Genomic DNA, 18690 nt, shown 5'->3' on the forward strand with positions numbered 1-18690 from the left:
AAAGTTTATATACCATTATTCAGCATTAGCAACTGTGCAATTGTCATCTATTCTTTTATACTTTAATCACACTGCCATGCAAAATTTAAAAGGGTTAGTTTATCTGATGTTTCTTATTCAAACTTACTAGCAAATGATACAAATTTCTTGGCGGCATCACCAAGAAATGCTTTTGTATCAGAATTTGTTATATGACCTGCATCATCTGCAAGAGACTGAACGTTTCCAATATACAATTCAGGTTGCTGCATTGTTGGCATATCCAAAAATACTAATGATTGTCGTAATACATGGTGTGCCAGAACGCCAGATATACCTGATATTGATTGTGACGCCACTAATGCCGGTTTTCCAGCCCAAACACTTTCACCCCAAGGACGTGAACCAACATCTAATGCATTTTTCAAAGCAGCTGAAATACTACGATTATGTTCTGGTGTTACGAAAATAAATGCGTCTTGTTTAGCAACCTCTGAGCGAAAGACACCATAAGATTCAGGTGACTGCGCGTCATAGTCCTGACTATACAATGGTAACTCACTAATATTAATGTATGTTACCTCGGCATCTTCCGGTAAACCAGCAACTAGTGCTTCTGCTACACCTTTTGAATACGAATTCTTTCTAATAGAACCTACTAAAACACCATATTTTGTCATATTTTAATTCTTCCTTTTCTCTTACTAATAGTAAGTATATAACGAATGGCAATAAATTACAAGTCTTTTTAATTTTTAGTCAAAAAAAAAACACCAAAATTTGCGTGTTATAATTTTCCAAGAATTGTCTTCAAAACACCATCGTTATCATTATCCGTCACACTACGTGCAAAATCATGTTGAAAAAGCTCTTCATCAGAATTCGTCATAGCAAAAGGTTGCCCGACATATTCTAACATTTCTAAATCATTTAAACCATCACCAAAAGCCATAATTTCAGATGGCTTGACATTTAATGTTTCCGCAATATAGGTTAAAGCATTGGCCTTGTTGACATTTGGATTTACAATATCAATTGCCCCATAACCTGAAGTTGTCACATGTACTTTATTGCCAAGTAATAATTTAATTTCACGCATAAATTCATATTCTAAACGCGGCAAAACCAATGATACTTTTAAAATAGGTTCATTAATTTCAGTAACAGAATCAATCAATGTCAGATTTTCAAAATATTTTTTGGCAAAATCAAGATGTTCATCATTAGGGTTTTTAACAATCATAAAGGCTTTGTTTGCAGCAACAAAAGATACACCTAACTGTAATTCTGCTTTATATTTATTAGCCAAATTATCAACAACTGCTGGTACATCTGCAGAAACTGACCAAACGTGGGTCAGTTCACCATCTAAAATAACTTCTGCCCCATTATTAGCAATCAACTGATACTGACCAGAAAAGTTTTTAAAGTAATCGCGTACTTTTTGAACATGATTACCAGTTGCAACAACAAACTGACCACCTTGTGCATGCAATTTATCAAGTACTTCTTGAAATAGTACTTCGTTAAATGTTTTATCATTTTTTAGAAAAGTCGCATCCAAATCTGATGCAATCAATTTAATCGACATATTTCTCCTTTGATTTCAAACCAATTCATGTACAACAACACAGTATAGTATGTCACGCATATAGTTAACGCTTTATCCACCATTCTAAAAATTTAATCAATCCGAAAATAATGATGCCCGGTACTGCTGCTGAAACGACCGCCAGTAACACTATTGGTATCGATAGATTTGGTGCATTTAGTATATTTGCGCCTAACATAACAACAAATATGAGTACTGGTAATACAAGTTCCAACCGTTGCATTATTTTTTACCACGCTTCTTTTTGGCTTTTTGTAAGCGTCGTGCTGCTTGTTTAATAGCAAAATTTTGAACTTTTTGACCAAAGTTTCCAGATGGCATACCGCCGCCCATCATTGAAGACATATCCATACCAGAACCACCCATCATTTTGTCAATGCCGCCAAAATTACCATTCGTTGCTTGATTCATCATTTTACGCATTTGATCAAATTGCTTAATCATACGGTTCACTTCAACAATAGGACGTCCTGCACCAGATGCTAATCGACGACGACGGGATGGATTGATTAAGTCCGGATCTTCACGCTCAGCCGGTGTCATCGAATTCACGATTGCTTCCAGATGAGAAAACTGTTTGGCATCAATATTGACATTTGCCAAAGCAGGATTGTTCGCCATACCTGGAATCATTTTTAACAAATCTTCCATTGGGCCCATGCTTTGCACTTGTTTCAACTGGGCTACGAAGTCGTTGAAGTCAAAGGTGTTTTGACGCATTTTTTCAAGTTGCTTAGCTTGTGCTTCTTCATCAAAATCGCGTTGCGCTTTTTCGATCAATGTTAGCACATCGCCCATGCCTAAAATACGTGAAGCCATACGATCTGGATAGAATACATCTAAATCTGTTGGTTTCTCACCTTGTCCAACAAATTTAATAGGTTTCCCGGTCACATCACGAATTGAAAGTGCGGCGCCACCTCGTGTATCACCATCTAGTTTTGTTAAGACAACACCCGTTAAATCTAATGCTGCTGAGAAACCTTTGGCGGTTTCGGCAGCATTTTGTCCAGTCATTGCATCAACTGTCAGCAAAATTTCGTCTGGCTGTGCAATTTCAGCCACATCTTTAAGTTCTTGCATTAATACATCATCAATTTGTAAACGGCCTGCCGTATCAATAAAGACATAGTCATTTTTATTTTCGGCAGCTTTTGCTAATCCTTGGCGAACAATTTCGCGTGGATTAACGGCAGTTCCAAGCTGAAATACTGGAATTTCTAAATCACGACCTAATATTTCTAACTGATCAATTGCTGCTGGTCGATAAACATCGGCTGCAATCAAAAGTGGTCGCGCATTTTCTTCTTTTTTTAGTTTATAGGCTAACTTAGCAACTGTCGTTGTTTTTCCAGCACCCTGAAGTCCTGCCATCATAATGATTGTCGGAATTTTAGGTGACTTATTCAGTGGCACTGCTTCTTCACCCATGGTTATCGTTAATTCATCATTAACGATTTTAACGACTTGTTGCGCAGGGTTTAACCCTTCCAAAATATCGGCGCCACTTGCTTTTTCACGCACATTAGCAACGAATTTTTTGACTGTGTCATAGTTAACATCGGCCTCTAATAATGCTAAACGAATTTCACGCATTGTTGCACGTAAGTCTTCTTCACTCACTCGCCCGCGACCAGTGAGATTCTTCATCGCCTTGGAAAGACGCTCAGTTAAATTTTCAAATGCCATAATTATGATATTAAAGCAACCAGGCCAGATACATCGTACAATTCCAATATACAAATTATCGTGGTGCCAGTCACCTTTCTCCTTTTTTAGCGTATAATTAATCTTCTATTTCATGTGCCATAAGTTGCGACACAAGTTTTTTTAACTCATTATCTTTATTATAATATACTGCAATATAATCTTGAACTTGCGTCTCAATTGCTGAACGTGTCTCAAATTTTTCTTGCAAATGCAAAACATGTTCATATTTCAACAATTGATCAATGCCACGTTTAATATTGTCAGAAACTGCCTGACGACTAACTGTTTCGACTTCTGCGATTTCAACAATTGAATAGTCATCTTCGAAATAATACCGTAAATAATCTTGTTGTTTAATCGTTAATAATTCACCATAAAATCCAAACAAGCCATTAATGTGATTTTTTTCCTTAAAATTCATGCCATTAAATCCTTAAACATACCGTATATGAATTCTTCAGGCTTAAATTCTCGTAAATCACTTGCCTTTTCACCAAATCCAACCCACTTTACTGGTAATTGCATGTCATTTCTAATAGCAAATACAATTCCACCTTTTGCTGTCCCATCCATCTTTGTCAAAACGATTCCGGTCACATCAGATGAATTTTTAAATAGTTTTGCCTGTTGTAATGCATTTTGACCAGTTGTAGCATCAAGCACTAACAGTACTTCATGTGGTGCACCTGGTATTTCACGTTTAATAATACGCTTCATTTTTTCTAATTCTTGCATCAAATTAACATTATTTTGTAAACGACCTGCTGTATCGACAAACAAAATATCATAATGTTCATCACGTGCTTTAGCCACTGCTTCAAAGACAACCGATGCCGGATCTGCTTTTTCTTTCCCAGATACTACCGGCACACCAGCTCGTAAGCCCCATTCTTGCAGTTGTTTTGTTGCTCCAGCGCGGAAAGTGTCAGCTGCTGCAAGTAAAACAGACTTTCCTTGTTGTTGATACTTTGTGGACAACTTACCAATTGTGGTCGTTTTTCCAACACCATTAACACCAACTAATAAGATTACCGTTGTGCCATTGACATTAAAGTGCATGGTGGCATCTTCATTAACACCATCAGCTTCATACATATCAACCATTTTTTTAATGATTACATCACGTACATCTTCTGGACGATGTGCATTTTCAAGTTTAACTTCTTCACGCAAGTCATCTGAAATCTTAATTGCCATATCAAAACCAACATCAGCACCAACCAAGGTTTCTTCTAAATCTTCAAAAAAATCTTCATCTACAGAGCGAAAATTTGCTAAAAATTTGTTAAATCGGGCAGCAAACCCAGTCCGAGATTTTTCTAAACCTTTAGTATAAATTTGCTGCTCTATGGCCTCTGGTTCAACGCTTATCTGTGGTTCTTGTATTGCAACACTTTCGGAAACATGATCAGGAACCGATTCTTCAGTTTTATCTAGATTCTGTTCTACTTCTGGCTCTTGTATCTCTTCTGGCATCTCAAGCACTGCAGAATTGTCCTGATTTGACAGTGATTCAACCGAATCTTTAGACTTTTCACTATTTTCTTCAGTCTTTTTTTTACGAAAAATATCAAATAATCCCATCTTACCCTACACTTTCTGTGGCTTTATCCAAATCAACTGCAATCATCTTAGAAACCCCTGCTTCTTGCATCGTTACGCCGTACAATAAATTAGCTTTCACCATAGTCCCTTTGCGATGCGTGATAACAATAAATTGGGTATCCCCTGCAAAATGATATAAATATTTAGCAAAACGATCAACGTTTGCTTCGTCTAATGCTGCCTCTGCTTCATCCAATACAACAAAGGGTACAGGACGCACATGTAATATTGCAAACAATAACGTAATAGCAGTAAGTGCTTTTTCACCACCAGATAGCAGACTCATTTGTTGAAATTTTTTGCCAGGTGGTTGTGCCGTAATATCAATCCCTGTCGTCAGAAGATGTTTTGGATCTGTCAAGCAAATTTCAGCACGACCACCACCAAACATTTGCGTATAAATATTTGAAAATCTTGCTGCCACGGCATCAAAGGTTTGTTTAAAACGAATTTGAACCTCTTTATCCATTTCATCAATTGTTTGTAATAATGTCTCACGAGCCATTTTTAAATCATCACGTTGTCTTGTTAGAAATTCAAAACGGGTTTTCACTTCTTCATATTCTGAAATTGCATCCATATTAACTGAACCAATTTCATCTAGACTCCGCTTTAACAAGACTAATTGTGATTCGATATTTGGTAATTCATTAATATCATGACTGGCTACAATATCTGTTATATCTACAATATCATATTGTGTCAATAACTGTGCTTGCACATTATCAAGTTGTGATTCTAAACGCGTTAATTGTCCGACAACTTGATTTTGTGTACTATTATTAACACGTAGTGTTTCTTGTTGTGCCGCAAACTGGCTTTCTATTGTGACAACCAAGTCAGTTAAGCTATTTAACTGTTTGGTATAGTCATCAAATTTGGCTTGTATGACTTCAAGCCGTTGCGTTATCGTATCCACTTTTTCAATATTGTTAGCACTATTTTTTGCTGCAGTTAACTGCCCATTTGACGCTTTTAAGGCATTTTCAACGTCATCTCTTTGTCGTTGTATGTCATCTTTTTGTGCTAGTAACAAGTTTATTTGAGTGACTAAGCTGTCCATCTTTGCTTGCACTGTAGCATAATTCGTTTGCACTGTGGCTTTTTGCTCACTGCTGACTTGCGACTGAATTGAAATATCAGCTAGTTGTTGATCTAATTTGGCTGCTTCAACTTCTTGATCGTTTTGTGCATTTTGTGCTAAATCAAGACTTTTTTGGTTAACATGTAACTGCGTATCCACGTCAACTAGTTGTTTTGCCAAATCATCACTCTCCATTTGCAATGCCTGCAAAACACGTGTTTGTTGCTTGACGGCATCCTCTCGCCGTGCTAAATCATAATCTATTTGTGCTGTTTCATTTTTAGCATTAGCAAGTCGTGTTTGTGATATCTGTAATTCTGATCGTAATTCATCACCTTGAAGACGTTGATCTTGTATTAATTTTTCTAGTTTTTTAGCTGTTTGTGTCAAGAGAGTCAAACGCTCATTTAATTGATTTAACTCCGTCTGACGGCTCAAAATCGTTGTTCCTGATTTTTGGTTTGCACCACCAGTCATTGAGCCACCTGCATTAACAACTTGGCCACCTAAACTTACGACACGGAAACGGTAATTACCCATACGTGCAATTTTGGTTGCAGCATCAAGATCTTCAGCGATTACTGTACTACCTAACAAATTTGACTTGATAGCATGCATCTCAGCAGGCATTTCTACTAAATCTGCTGCAACACCAATAAAGCCATCGCTCATTTTAATGCGTTCAATGCCAGTTAACTGTCTTGGCTTAATCGTATCAATTGGTAAAATAGTGACACGTCCGGCACGTTTTTGCGTTAAGTAACGAATAACTGCTTTAGCAGTCGTTGTTGTATTCACAACAACGTGCTGTAATGCACCACCTAGAACTGTTTCAACTGCCTGCGTATAGTTTGTTGGTACCGTCATAAGTTCAGCAACAACACCTTTAATGCCTAAAAACTGCTCTCTCACTTGTGATTGCATCACGACACGAACACCTTGATAAAATCCGGCATATTCATCTAACGCTGATAGTGCATCTCGTTGACTGCGCGACTTATTTAAATCATTTAAAGCATTGTACCATTGTTTTTCCTGATCTTGGTATTGTTTCGTATTTTGTTCACTTTGCTTTTTCAAATCATCTACATGACGTTTTAAACGATCAATATTTATGATATCGCCATGTTCTGGTAGATCCAAGGTTGCTTTTGATTTCAAAGTTAATAATGTCTCTTTTTCATCCAAAAGCTGTTTTGATAACACCTGCTGGCGATTGATTAAACGTTGTTGCAATTTTAGATCAGATTGTAAACCATTTCGTAATGCCGCAATCTCTTGCATTGTTTGTATATATACATGACGATGATTATCAATTTTTTGTTGCAAATTTTTTTGCATTTTTACTTGTACGACATTATCAAATGACGCCATTTGTTGCTGCAAATCATGATGTTGTTTATGAAATTTTTTCTTGTCATCCACTAGTTGGTTAATTTGACGTTCTAATTCTGCTAATCGCTTTTCCAAATCAGTTAATTGACTATTTTTTTGTGCGATACTTTGCTCTAAAGTATCAATTTGTTGTGCACTTAAATTTTGTGCACCAATCAATCGTTCTCGCGATTGCGTATCATGCAAAATATCTTGCTGCACTTTATCTCGCATGAGCTGCATACTGATACGTTCTTGACGTTTTTCTGATAACGATTTATGTAATACGTCTAATGTTGACTTTATCTGATTAACGCGACCATCTTGAACTTCTACTTGGGTTGTTACATCCCTGATTTGCGTTTCTAAACTTCGATGTGTCAACGCCAATCTTAAAGTATCTAATGTCTCAAAACGCTCTTTTTGTGCAATATAATCGGTTGCTTGCGCTGATTGCTCAGCAAGCGGCTCTATACGTCCTTGAATTTCATAAATTATGTCAGCAACTCGCGCTAAATTATCGCTTGTTTGTGTTAACTCTTTTTGTGCACGTTCTTTATTTTGCTTATACTTATAGACACCAGCAACTTCTTCAATAATCCCGCGTCGCTCTTCTGGTTTCGCATTAAAAATACCTTCAACGCGGCCTTGTGATATAATCGAAAAACTCTCTCGACCGAGACCAGTATCCATAAATAATTCATGAATATCGCGTAATCGACTATCAACACCATTAATTTGATACGTACTCTCACCGGAACGATATAATTTTCTTGTAATACGAATTTCATTAAATTCTGACTTAACATAACGATCCGAATTATCAAATGTCATCGACACTTCTGACCGATTTAATGCGTTACGTTTATTTGTGCCACCAAAAATAACATCTGACATTTTTGTGCCACGCAAATCTTTGGCACTTTGCTCACCCATAACCCAGCGGATTGCCTCAATAATATTAGATTTACCTGAACCATTTGGACCAACAATGCCTGTCATACCTGGCATAAATTCAATAATCGTCTTATCAGCAAAGGACTTAAAGCCACTGATTTCAAGGGATTTAAGTTTCATAGTTTACTTATCTTCCAATAGTTTTAGTGCAGTACGCGCAGCAGCCTTTTCAGCATCTTTAATAGACTTACCCGTACCACGTGCCAATTCGTGATCATCAACTGAAATACTAGCCTCAAATAATTGCGTATTTCCTGCTAATGGTTGTTCATTTTCGGTACGATAATAAATATCAACCGCACCATTTTTTTGAAGTTTTTCTTGCAAGCGACTTTTAAAATCAATGAAGCGATCAAAAAAATCTGTATCGATTGCTGCAAATAACGTTTGATCCAAAAAAACACTAACAGCCTCAAGGCCTTGATCTAAATATAAGGCGCCAATAAAAGCCTCCCATATATCCTCCAACAATGAATCGCGGTCACGTGCACCTGACATCTCTTCACCTTTTCCAAGACGAATGCCTTCATTTAAGTGCACGACACGTGAGAAATGCGCAAAAGAACGAGTTTGCACCATTGCAATACGCATTTCTGTTAGCTGACCTTCATGCCAATTCGGATAGCGTTTGAACAAGTATTCAGCTACTGAAACTTGCATAACAGAATCACCTAAAAATTCTAGTCGCTGATAATCACGACCTGACTCGTCCTGGTGTTCATTCAAATAATTACGTTGCGTCAAGGCCTCTTGCAGCAGTGCATCATCGTTAAATTGAATATTGAACTCTGTTAATAGATATTTTTTAAAGCTGTCTTGTGACACGGTTTTTTTCCCTTTTAAATTATAGTTTTATACTCTATTATATCAAAAAAAGCACCGGAGTTTTAATAAACTTGGCGCTCCAATCATTTTTATTGCATTGCCTGCTCACGAACAACAGCAGCAATCATTTCAACATAACGCTCAACAAGCTCTGTTGTAGGTGCTTCAGCCATTACTCGAATCAGTGACTCTGTACCTGAGGGGCGTACGAGTACACGACCATCCCCGGCCATTTGAGCCTCTACCTCTGCAATTTTACTAACAACAGCTGGATTTTGTTGAATAGCGACTTTATCGCCAACTTTAATGTTAACTAATTTTTGAGGATACACTTGAACTGCTTCCGCTAATTCAGACAATTTAGTGCCAGTTTCTTTCATAACATACAATAATTGTAGGGCTGTCAATAGCCCGTCACCAGTTGTGGCCCAGTCACGGAAAATGATATGCCCTGATTGTTCACCACCAAGATTATAGTCCGATTTAGACATCTCTTCCATAACATAACGATCACCAACGGCAGTTTGTACGCTCATCATGTCATTGTCAGTCAACGCTTTATAAAAACCAATGTTACTCATAATTGTCGAAACAACTGTATGATGTTTAAGTCTTCCCTGCTCATTCATGAACTTACCAATGATAAACATAATTTTATCACCATCAACAATTTCACCGTTTTCATCGACTGCAATCAATCGATCACCATCGCCATCAAATGATAAACCAGCTTGTACATCATTTGCTTTAACAAGTTCTGCTAACGCTTCAGGATGCGTTGATCCAACGCCGTCATTAATATTTAAGCCATTTGGTTCTGTGCCCATAGTGACAAATTCAACGTTTAAATCTGCAAATAAACGTGCCAATAACCCACTTGTTGCACCATTAGCACCATCAAGCGCCACACGCATGCCCACAAGGTCTGTTGGAATTGTTTTTTGTAAGAAACTCATGTACCGTAAGGCACCTTCAGGATAATTATTGACGACACCAATGCCTTCAGCGCTGGGCCTTGGCAATATATCCGTAGGTGCATCCAATAATTGTTCAATCTCATATTCAAGCTCATCTGATAACTTAAAACCATCATTACCAAAAAATTTAATCCCATTATCTGCGGCAGGATTATGTGAGGCTGTAATTTGTACACCCGCATCTGCTTCTAAATTCTGTACTAAAAATGCAACTGCCGGTGTCGTAATAACGCCTAAACTCAAAACATCAATGCCGACAGACAAAAAGCCAGCAACAATCGCTTGTTGTAACATTTCACCAGAAATTCTTGTATCTCTACCAACAATAACAACTGGCTTTTTATGGCTTTCCGCATGCTGTGTTAAAATTGCGCCACCTGTACGTCCCAAACGAAATGCTAATTCTGGTGTTAATGATTCATTAGCAATACCACGTACACCATCTGTTCCAAAGTATTTTAATTTAATATCTGACATATTTTTATCTCGCCTTCTCTAGTTACTACTTGAAGTCTTAGCATCACTTGTATCAGTACCACTAGATGCTGAAGCGCTTGATGACGCAGATGAGCTCGCACTTGAACTGTTGCTCATACTACTTTCGCTATTATTATTGCTATTGACTTTTATCTGTGAGACTGTGGCCGTCACATTAGTCCTATCATAACGTACAATCCCATCAATGCTAGGTAAGCTAACATTAACAGTCCCTCCGTTTCGGATATTACCAACATCAACCGATACACTAATATTATCCATAGTATTAAGTATATCAGATGACCCATATGCCGTCACTGTTTTCGGATCAAACGTGATTTGATAGCTATTAGATTCACCATTCTTAACGCTGGCGTTTAAGGTGAGTCGCTTTGAGTCCTCCGGAGCAATTACTAACGTCGCATCAACAGTTTGACGGCTCAAATTAACCTCTACTGTATTGCCATTTTTATCTAAGGCTACAAGCTGTGCTGTGCGTGTTAATGACTCCTTTACGCCACTTGGCAAACTCAGACGTGCAACAATACTAGTAACCGCATCAACGTTTGACTTTGGCCCACTAATTGTCACATGTTTTGGATCTGTTGTTGGTTCACCTGCCGTATAACCTTTAGCAATATTATTTTTATTGTAACTCACATTAATTGGCAATGTTGCTGATGTTTTTCGTGCGATAGTAACCGTTACTTTTTGCGGATTAACTGTTGACGTTAAAGAGGCATTTACACCACGGAGTGCTACCGTAGCAGTATGTTTACCAGATTTTAAACCTCTTAAATCTATACTTGTTTGAATATCATTACGACTTTGGGCCGCAGAAACTAGAGCACCTGAACCTTCAATATCAACTTGTACTGTCGTTGGTGCCCCTATAACAACATATTTATCATTATCAAATTGTACATTCAAAGCCACTTTTAAAGTCGCCTTTTTTTCTGGTATGATTGTTGAAAAATTATTAGACCCGTTACTTGATGATTTGGTTGACCGTGTGCTTAAAACATACGAAGACAATAAAATAGCAATAACAAATGCGATGGCAAGATTAACAATTTTTGACTGACCTATTTTTTTCATCGTAATTGTCCTCCTTTTCGCCACCAATGCATCTTGGTAACGGCATCATCTACTGCTGGTAAAAACTGATGTTCGAAGAAATTTAAGTAACTTTTTTGATCCATATGTCTGAGCAAATCACCTTTTTGCGTAATAGAAATTTCGCCAGTTTCTTCTGACACAACCACAGTAATCGCATCGCTAGCTTCAGAAATACCCACCGCTGCACGATGCCGCGTTCCTAATTCTTTAGGTATGCGCGTACTTTCTGAAAGTGGCAAATAGGCTGCCGCTACTGCAATACGGCCTTTACTAATAATGACTGCACCATCATGTAATGGCGTATTTGGAATAAAAGTATTAATCAACAATTGTCCAGTGACATTGGCATCAAGTTTAATTCCTGTCTTAATGTATTCATCCAAATGGTCTTCACGTTGAATTGTAATTAATGCGCCAATGCGCCGTTTAGACATGTACTGCAAAGCATCATCTAAACTCTTAATTAACTGGTGTTCAACAGTATTATCAATACGTGCGCGTCGCACAGTTAAGCGACGTCCTAAAGTTTCTAATCCTCGTCTAATTTCTTGTTGGAAAATGACAACTAAAGCAATTGGCGCCCACGTGATTAACTGATCCATCACCCAAGAAAGTGTCATTAATCCAAGATACCAACTAACTACCTTGACTAAAATGACAGTGCCAACACCAAATAAAATCTGCAGTGCTCGTGTGCCTTCTACAAATTGAATAATTTTATACATTAAAAACCAAATAATTATAATATCGACCGCATGCATAAGATTGTTAATTGTTAGGTACGATAACATTTTTTCTCCTTTACGTCATTTCAATAATACGCTTGACATACGTCAATGTATTAGTATGTTACACAACTACTCTTCATCTTTTCCAGCTAACGCTGCTGTTTCGGAAAAATTAATAAATTGTCTGATATTAATACCAGCTTGACGTGTGATACGTCGTTGTTCATATAAATTTTGAATAGTTTCTCGCTGAGCGTTTAATGCTTTCAATTCTAACTCCATCCTTATTTTATCATCCAGTTGACGTTGCTCCGGTGTATCAACATGTTTCTCATTTTCGATACGATAACGATATGTCACAATTAAATTATAAGCATTTTGACGTTCCATCCGATGCGTTACTGTATCACCACTATATTTTTCCATATAGGCTGACAGGGCTTTAATAGCTTCTTTAGAAGTTTCACGGACAGCAAGGGATGTTTCTTTTTTAATTTTCGCGCTTGTTTCATCTGAAAACCAGATACGAATGCTACGCAATCCGCGACGCATGAGCACCAATGCCCACTGTGATGAAAAATGATAATGTGCGTCAGCGGCTATCAGATTTTCAAGTCGTTCCAACCGTCTGGATTGTGATGAAAATGTTAATGGCGAAATATCCTCATGAACTAACAATTGTTGTAAACGATCTCGTTGTGCTTGCAGACCGATAAGACGTAATTCCGAATCATCCGAACTTGTGTAACCTGACGTATTACCTATTAACTGACGTCTAATTTGGGCAATCGTCCCTTGTTTTCTTGTAATCAACTCATATACAATCGCACGATTATCTTCACGTTGCTGTTCTCTTAATGTTTGAATTCCTACTTGAATAGCAAAAATACGTGCTTGAGATTCCGTCATTTCAGGTTTGATCGTCTCAGTTGCCACAGCTTCTGAATCTAACATTTCCGGTTGTGTGAAATCATGTGCTGAACGTTCTTTGGTCATAATTGGTAACATGATAGTTGCTACAAGTAAACTCACGATAACAACAACAGCCGCTACAAACACTAATAAATCTCGCTGTGGAAAAGCAGTCCCGTCATTAATAATAGTTGGTACTGTCATAACAGCAGCCATTGTAACCGCGCCACGCACACCTGTTAACCCTGATGTTACTGCCATATTGAATGAGGGTTTCGTTTCTTTTGTTTTAAGATATAATGCAACTTGATTACCATAAGCCCAAAATGTTCGAATAGCAAATATGATAAACCAAACAACAATACCATAAAAAATAGCATGTCCTGTGTTCATTTGTGAGCTTTGGACAACAGCAGCAAGTGCTGGTGGCAATTCAATTCCCAATAATACGAAAATAATACCGTTTAATAAATAGACAAATATTTCCCATGTTCTAATACCAGTAATTGAAATTTCTGGATTGCGCGCGTCAACATGTTGATCACTTAATATTTTTGTTATAATTGCACCAGCAACGACCGCAATGACACCCGATGCATGAAATATATCTTCTGCTACCCAATAAATTAAAAATGGTGCCAGTATCGTGACAACCGTATGAAACACTACATCATTCAAGCCAACACGATCAAAAACATCACCGAACCAATTTAAAAGACTACCAAGTAATAAACCAATGATTAAGCCAACGATTGTCATCCAAAAAAAATTGCCAATGGCATGACTTAGTAAAAATGTACCGGCAACTGTCGCCTTGATAGCAGTATTAAAGCTGACCAACCCGCTTGCATCATTAATTAAACTTTCACCCGAGACAATGTGTAAAACAGTTTTTGGTAATTTCACACGTTTGGCAATTGCCTGTACAGCCACAGGATCTGTTGGTGATACAACTGCGGCTAACGCTAAGGCTACAGAAGTTTCTAATTGTGGCATTAATAAGTGTATGAAGAACCCACCAACTAATGTTGTCAACAACACTAATATAATAGCATTGCCTAAAATAGGACCACGCAATTCCCATAATTCGTGTTTTGGAAATCGCCAAGCATCATTATATAATAATGGTGCCACAAATAGCAGCATAAACCAATGTGAATCTATTTTAATAAATATACCAAAAGCTAATGAAAGTACTAATCCAATAGCAATTTGAAACAAGCTAATGGGTACATCAGGTATAAAATGTGACACAACATTTGATACTGTCACCGACACTATCAAAATAACCACTAATTCTAATATCACCATAAATTCATCTCTCCCCTATGATACGCACTTCAGTTTCTAATGTAACGTTAAACTTCTTTTTAACAGTTACCTGTACGTGATGAATCAAATCTTCATAATCGTTTCCCGTGCCATTATCGATATTGACCATAAACCCAGCATGTTTTTTTGACACTTCAACGCCCCCAATACGCGCACCTTGAAGATCTGAATCCATAATCAACTTGCCGGCAAAATACCCCTCTGGTCGTTTAAAAACCGAACCATTCGATGGATAATTTAACGGCTGTTTATCGGCTCGTCGATAATTATTAACGTCCATTCGTAATTGAATAGCTGATTTCACATCTGGTGTCAAAGTAAATGTGACACTAACAATCACACCGCCATTTTCTTGAAAAATGGAGTGACGATAGCCAAATTCTAATTCATTTAAGTTAAAAGTCTGTACTTTAAAATCTGGCATGATTGCCGTGACCGTAGTAACCACCATTTCTGTTTGGCCACCGTAAGCACCTGCATTCATAAAAACTGCACCACCAACAGAACCAGGAATACCAGCAGCCCATTCTAAACCAGCCAGGCCATGTGTCATTGCAAGTTCCGTCACTAAAATCAGGTCTGCGCCTGCATCTGCTGTAATTGTATGTTGATCAACTTTAATATCACGTAAATCGTGTAATAAAATTGACAAACCACGTAAACCACCATTTCGAACAACTAGGTTAGACAATCGCCCAAATATATGCACTGGTTGTTCTTGGGATTTTGCCCAATTCAATAATTGTTGTAACTCTAAATAGGTCTTTGGTATGGCTAAGTAATCAACCTTACCCCCAACTTGCGTATGTGCATATGGGGCTAGCGATTGATTTTCAAGTATTGTTATATCATTTAATTTCATTTTTAGGCTCCGAGTCTATATCTTCTATTTTACCAAACTTTTAGCTAGACCACTCAAAATGAACAAAAAACTTGACTTAAGATCAAATTAATCTCAGTCAAGTTTTCATTTCAAGTAAACCATAGGTTGATTTCGCGCTCTGCTGACAAGACACTGTCTGAACCATGCACGATATTCATCATGGCTTTCTCTTCCCACTCACGTCCTAAATCACCACGAATAGTCCCAGGCGCTGCCTTGGTTGGATTAGTTTCTCCCATTAATGTTCGCCAACCTGAAATAATATTAGTTCCTTCACCAATCATAACCACAACTGGTCCGGACATCATATAGCTAACCAGAGAGGGATAATACGACTTGCCAACATGCTCAGCATAATGCAAATTAAGCAATTTTTCTGTCGGTACTACCATTTTCATAGCAATAATTTGATAGCCTTTATTTTCAATGCGTCGTATAATTTCACCAATCTTGCCACGCTTGACACCATCCGGTTTGATCAACATTAAAGTACGTTCAGTCATATTATCCTCCAATAAAATTATATCAACTATATTGTAACCGATTAAGAAAACGCTTACAATGATTATTTACGAGCAGTTTTTTTAACATCAGCTGGTCGATATTCCATTGCCATGCCTTTTAGAATATTCCGCAAATATCTATCACCAGCTGGCTTATAATTACGATGGTCTGGTCGACGTAACACAGCGCTTAATTCATTAGTTGAAATTGTTACGCCTGCTGTGTTCAAAAAGCTCATGTAATCATCACTCGTATAAGACATGGCGATTTTAAGCTTTTTCATCACAACATTATTAATATTTTCTTCTTTGTTTATATCAAAAGTTGGGGCAACAGGTTTTAAATCAGGCCCAAATTTTTGTCCTCTTTGTGAAATAATCAAACCATTCATGAATGATTCAAGATCTTTTACATCAATTTTTTCATCACGTTTACTGCCTTCATCTTGCTTAGTAAGCAGTGTATGTAGTTGTGTCTCATCAATAGTCACACCACCAAATTCAAAAATTTTAATCATGTCTGCATTTTGAATGTTTAGGGCATAACGCAGACGGATAATAATATCGTTGTTGTTCATCTATTTTCTCCTGTTATGTACGATGCCGATTGGCACTCTTTTAGTAAGGATGATTATCGTATGTTTCCCATTTTTCATGAGAATCTTGAATACGTTTAAACATTTTTTCCATTTCTGTTAACGTAAACTGTGTTACGACTGGTCGACCGTGCGGGCAATTATATGGGTTTTCGGAATTCGCTAATGTTTGAAGTAGTGTTCGTGCTTGCGCATCAGAAAGGTGCATATTGGCACGAATAGCACGTTTACAGCTCATCATAATTGCTGCTTTTTCTCTAAATTCCGCCACAGTTAGCGCGCCATCACGTAATATCCAATCAATCATTTCACGAATTGTAGCTTCTTCTTGCCCGTTTTCAAACCATGTCGGATGTTCACGAATAATCACACTTGTTGGCCCAAATGGCACCACGGTCAACCCGACGTGCAAAAGATCCTGTTCATGATCAGCAATTTTAAGCATATCTGAAGCCGTATAGTTAATTGTTATTGGCACTAAAAGCCGTTGTTTATCATCACTCACTTCACCAATTTTTTGACGATAATACTCATAATTAATTCGCTCTTGTGCTGCGTGTTGATCTATCAAAAATAAACCATCTTCAGTTTGCGCAAATAAAAATGTCCCATGCATTTGTCCAATATACGACAGATCTGGAAAGCCACTGGTTCTTTGTGGTGTCACATCAAGTGTTTCTTGACTTTTAACTGCTATATCAGTAAATGGTGACTGGTATGTCGCAACTGATTCTGTTACCTGCTCTGTTTCTAATGTATCAAATACCGACAATGTCGCTTCATTTTCATATTTAGTGACAAACGTGCTCACATCACGTGCTAATAACTGTGATCGCTTGGTAATACTGATACCTGTAATATCTGATCCTGTGTTAGTGTTAGCTTTACTGTCAGGTTGCCTCACAGTTGCTAAGTCTGTATTCAGCCATGGTGCTATCTGAGTTGGCTGTACGACTTTATATTCAGTTTTTTTTGTTTTACCATATAAGTTTTCATAAGCATCTGGAATCAAATTTTCATCTGCTAGACGGGCTTTGATTGTTTGTACTAATAGTTCCGATAATTCGGTTTCCTTTGACAATCGAATTTCTGATTTTTGGGGATGCACATTAACATCTATTAAAAGCGGATCTGTATTAATATTAATGACTCCCATCGGAAAGCGACCAATCATTAACTTGGATCCATAACCATGAATAATTGCATTAGAAACCGTAAAATTTTTAATAAAACGACCATTGACTAGTATTGTCAAATATTCACGTGATCCACGTGTCAACTCAGGTAAAGAAACATAACCCGTCACATTAAAATCATCATCTTCTCCAGCAATCGATAACATTTTTTGCGCCGTATCACGGCCATAAATTGCAGCAATTACTTGCTGTTGATTCCCGTTTCCTGTCGTTTTGAGCAAGTCTCGACCATCAGAAATTACGGTAAATGCAATATTCGTATATGACAAAGCCAACCGATTCATAATATCAACCACACGCGATAATTCTGTTTGCGGTCGTTTCAAATACTTCAAACGTGCTGGCGTATTATAAAACAAATCCCGCACTGAAATAACAGTGCCGCGACGGCCATTAGCTGGTGTAGCACTCACTTGTTTACCACCTTTAATGTGGTACATCAAGCCTTGAGTTGCTAATTCAGTCGTCGTATTTAAAGTCACATCAGCAATAGCAGCAATCGATGGCAAAGCCTCACCACGAAAACCAAGTGAGACAATATTAAACAAATCATGGCGATTCATTATTTTACTTGTTGCGTGCCGTGTAAATGCCAGTGGTACATCCTCTGGTTCAATACCTGACCCATTATCGACCACACGAATAAGCGTTTCACCGGCATCTTCAACAATGACTTCAATTTGCGTTGCGCCTGAATCAATAGCATTTTCAACTAATTCTTTTACCACGCTCGCCGGTCGCTCAATAACTTCCCCAGCGGCAATTTGGTTGGCTAATAAATTTGAGAGTTCATGTATTTTACCCATTTTGTCCACGCCCGT

Annotated in this window: 16 protein-coding genes; all 16 read right to left on the reverse strand. The window is 37.7% G+C overall.

Annotated elements, in window-relative coordinates; translation table 11 throughout:
• Positions 1-113 precede the first annotated feature (113 nt).
• Complete coding sequence (locus tag EUI_RS0106705; RefSeq protein ID WP_010016982.1) at positions 114-659, reverse strand: NADPH-dependent FMN reductase; 546 nt, start codon at positions 657-659, stop codon at positions 114-116.
• Between the two features lie 107 nt (positions 660-766).
• Positions 767-1570, reverse strand: coding sequence for a Cof-type HAD-IIB family hydrolase (locus EUI_RS0106710; protein WP_010016983.1), 804 nt, complete (start codon positions 1568-1570; stop codon positions 767-769).
• Between the two features lie 64 nt (positions 1571-1634).
• Entirely contained in the window at positions 1635-1814 is a 180-nt protein-coding gene (locus tag EUI_RS0106715; protein ID WP_010016984.1) for a hypothetical protein, read from the reverse strand.
• Complete coding sequence (gene ffh, locus EUI_RS0106720) at positions 1814-3280, reverse strand: signal recognition particle protein (protein ID WP_010016985.1); 1467 nt, start codon at positions 3278-3280, stop codon at positions 1814-1816. Before ffh ends, EUI_RS0106715 begins: the two co-directional genes overlap by 1 nt.
• A 97-nt stretch (positions 3281-3377) precedes the next feature.
• A complete protein-coding gene (gene ylxM / locus EUI_RS0106725) occupies positions 3378-3722 on the reverse strand; it encodes a YlxM family DNA-binding protein (RefSeq protein ID WP_010016987.1) in 345 nt (114 codons plus the stop codon).
• Positions 3719-4885, reverse strand: coding sequence for a signal recognition particle-docking protein FtsY (ftsY, locus tag EUI_RS0106730; RefSeq protein ID WP_010016988.1), 1167 nt, complete (start codon positions 4883-4885; stop codon positions 3719-3721). The genes ylxM and ftsY overlap by 4 nt, the downstream gene beginning before the upstream one ends.
• A 1-nt stretch (position 4886) precedes the next feature.
• The gene (smc, locus tag EUI_RS0106735) at positions 4887-8441 is read right to left on the reverse strand and encodes a chromosome segregation protein SMC (RefSeq protein ID WP_010016989.1); all 3555 of its coding nucleotides are present in this window, start codon (positions 8439-8441) and stop codon (positions 4887-4889) included.
• A gap of 3 nt (positions 8442-8444) precedes the next feature.
• Positions 8445-9146, reverse strand: coding sequence for a ribonuclease III (gene rnc / locus EUI_RS0106740; RefSeq protein ID WP_010016990.1), 702 nt, complete (start codon positions 9144-9146; stop codon positions 8445-8447).
• A gap of 89 nt (positions 9147-9235) precedes the next feature.
• Positions 9236-10600, reverse strand: coding sequence for a phosphoglucosamine mutase (glmM, locus tag EUI_RS0106745; protein WP_010016992.1), 1365 nt, complete (start codon positions 10598-10600; stop codon positions 9236-9238).
• A gap of 18 nt (positions 10601-10618) precedes the next feature.
• Complete coding sequence (locus tag EUI_RS0106750) at positions 10619-11698, reverse strand: CdaR family protein (protein ID WP_010016993.1); 1080 nt, start codon at positions 11696-11698, stop codon at positions 10619-10621.
• Positions 11695-12510, reverse strand: coding sequence for a diadenylate cyclase CdaA (gene cdaA / locus EUI_RS0106755; RefSeq protein ID WP_010016994.1), 816 nt, complete (start codon positions 12508-12510; stop codon positions 11695-11697). The genes EUI_RS0106750 and cdaA overlap by 4 nt, the downstream gene beginning before the upstream one ends.
• 66 nt (positions 12511-12576) lie before the next feature.
• Entirely contained in the window at positions 12577-14670 is a 2094-nt protein-coding gene (locus EUI_RS0106760) for a Na+/H+ antiporter (RefSeq protein WP_010016995.1), read from the reverse strand.
• 4 nt (positions 14671-14674) lie between these two features.
• On the reverse strand, positions 14675-15553 hold the full coding sequence (murB, locus tag EUI_RS0106765) for a UDP-N-acetylmuramate dehydrogenase (RefSeq protein WP_010016996.1): 879 nt from the start codon (positions 15551-15553) through the stop codon (positions 14675-14677).
• A gap of 110 nt (positions 15554-15663) precedes the next feature.
• A complete protein-coding gene (gene ndk, locus EUI_RS0106770) occupies positions 15664-16077 on the reverse strand; it encodes a nucleoside-diphosphate kinase (RefSeq protein ID WP_010016997.1) in 414 nt (137 codons plus the stop codon).
• A 62-nt stretch (positions 16078-16139) separates the two neighbouring features.
• Positions 16140-16655: a YehS family protein gene (locus tag EUI_RS0106775; protein ID WP_010016998.1), complete on the reverse strand. Its 516-nt coding sequence runs from the start codon at positions 16653-16655 to the stop codon at positions 16140-16142.
• A gap of 40 nt (positions 16656-16695) precedes the next feature.
• Positions 16696-18675 carry a DNA mismatch repair endonuclease MutL gene (gene mutL, locus EUI_RS0106780; RefSeq protein ID WP_029508539.1) on the reverse strand — a complete coding sequence of 660 codons (1980 nt, stop codon included), beginning with the start codon at positions 18673-18675 and terminating at the stop codon, positions 16696-16698.
• Between the last annotated feature and the right edge of the window lie 15 nt (positions 18676-18690).

Origin of the sequence: Leuconostoc gelidum subsp. gelidum KCTC 3527 (assembly GCF_000166715.1) — a bacterium.
Classification (GTDB): Bacteria; Bacillota; Bacilli; order Lactobacillales; family Lactobacillaceae; genus Leuconostoc; species Leuconostoc gelidum.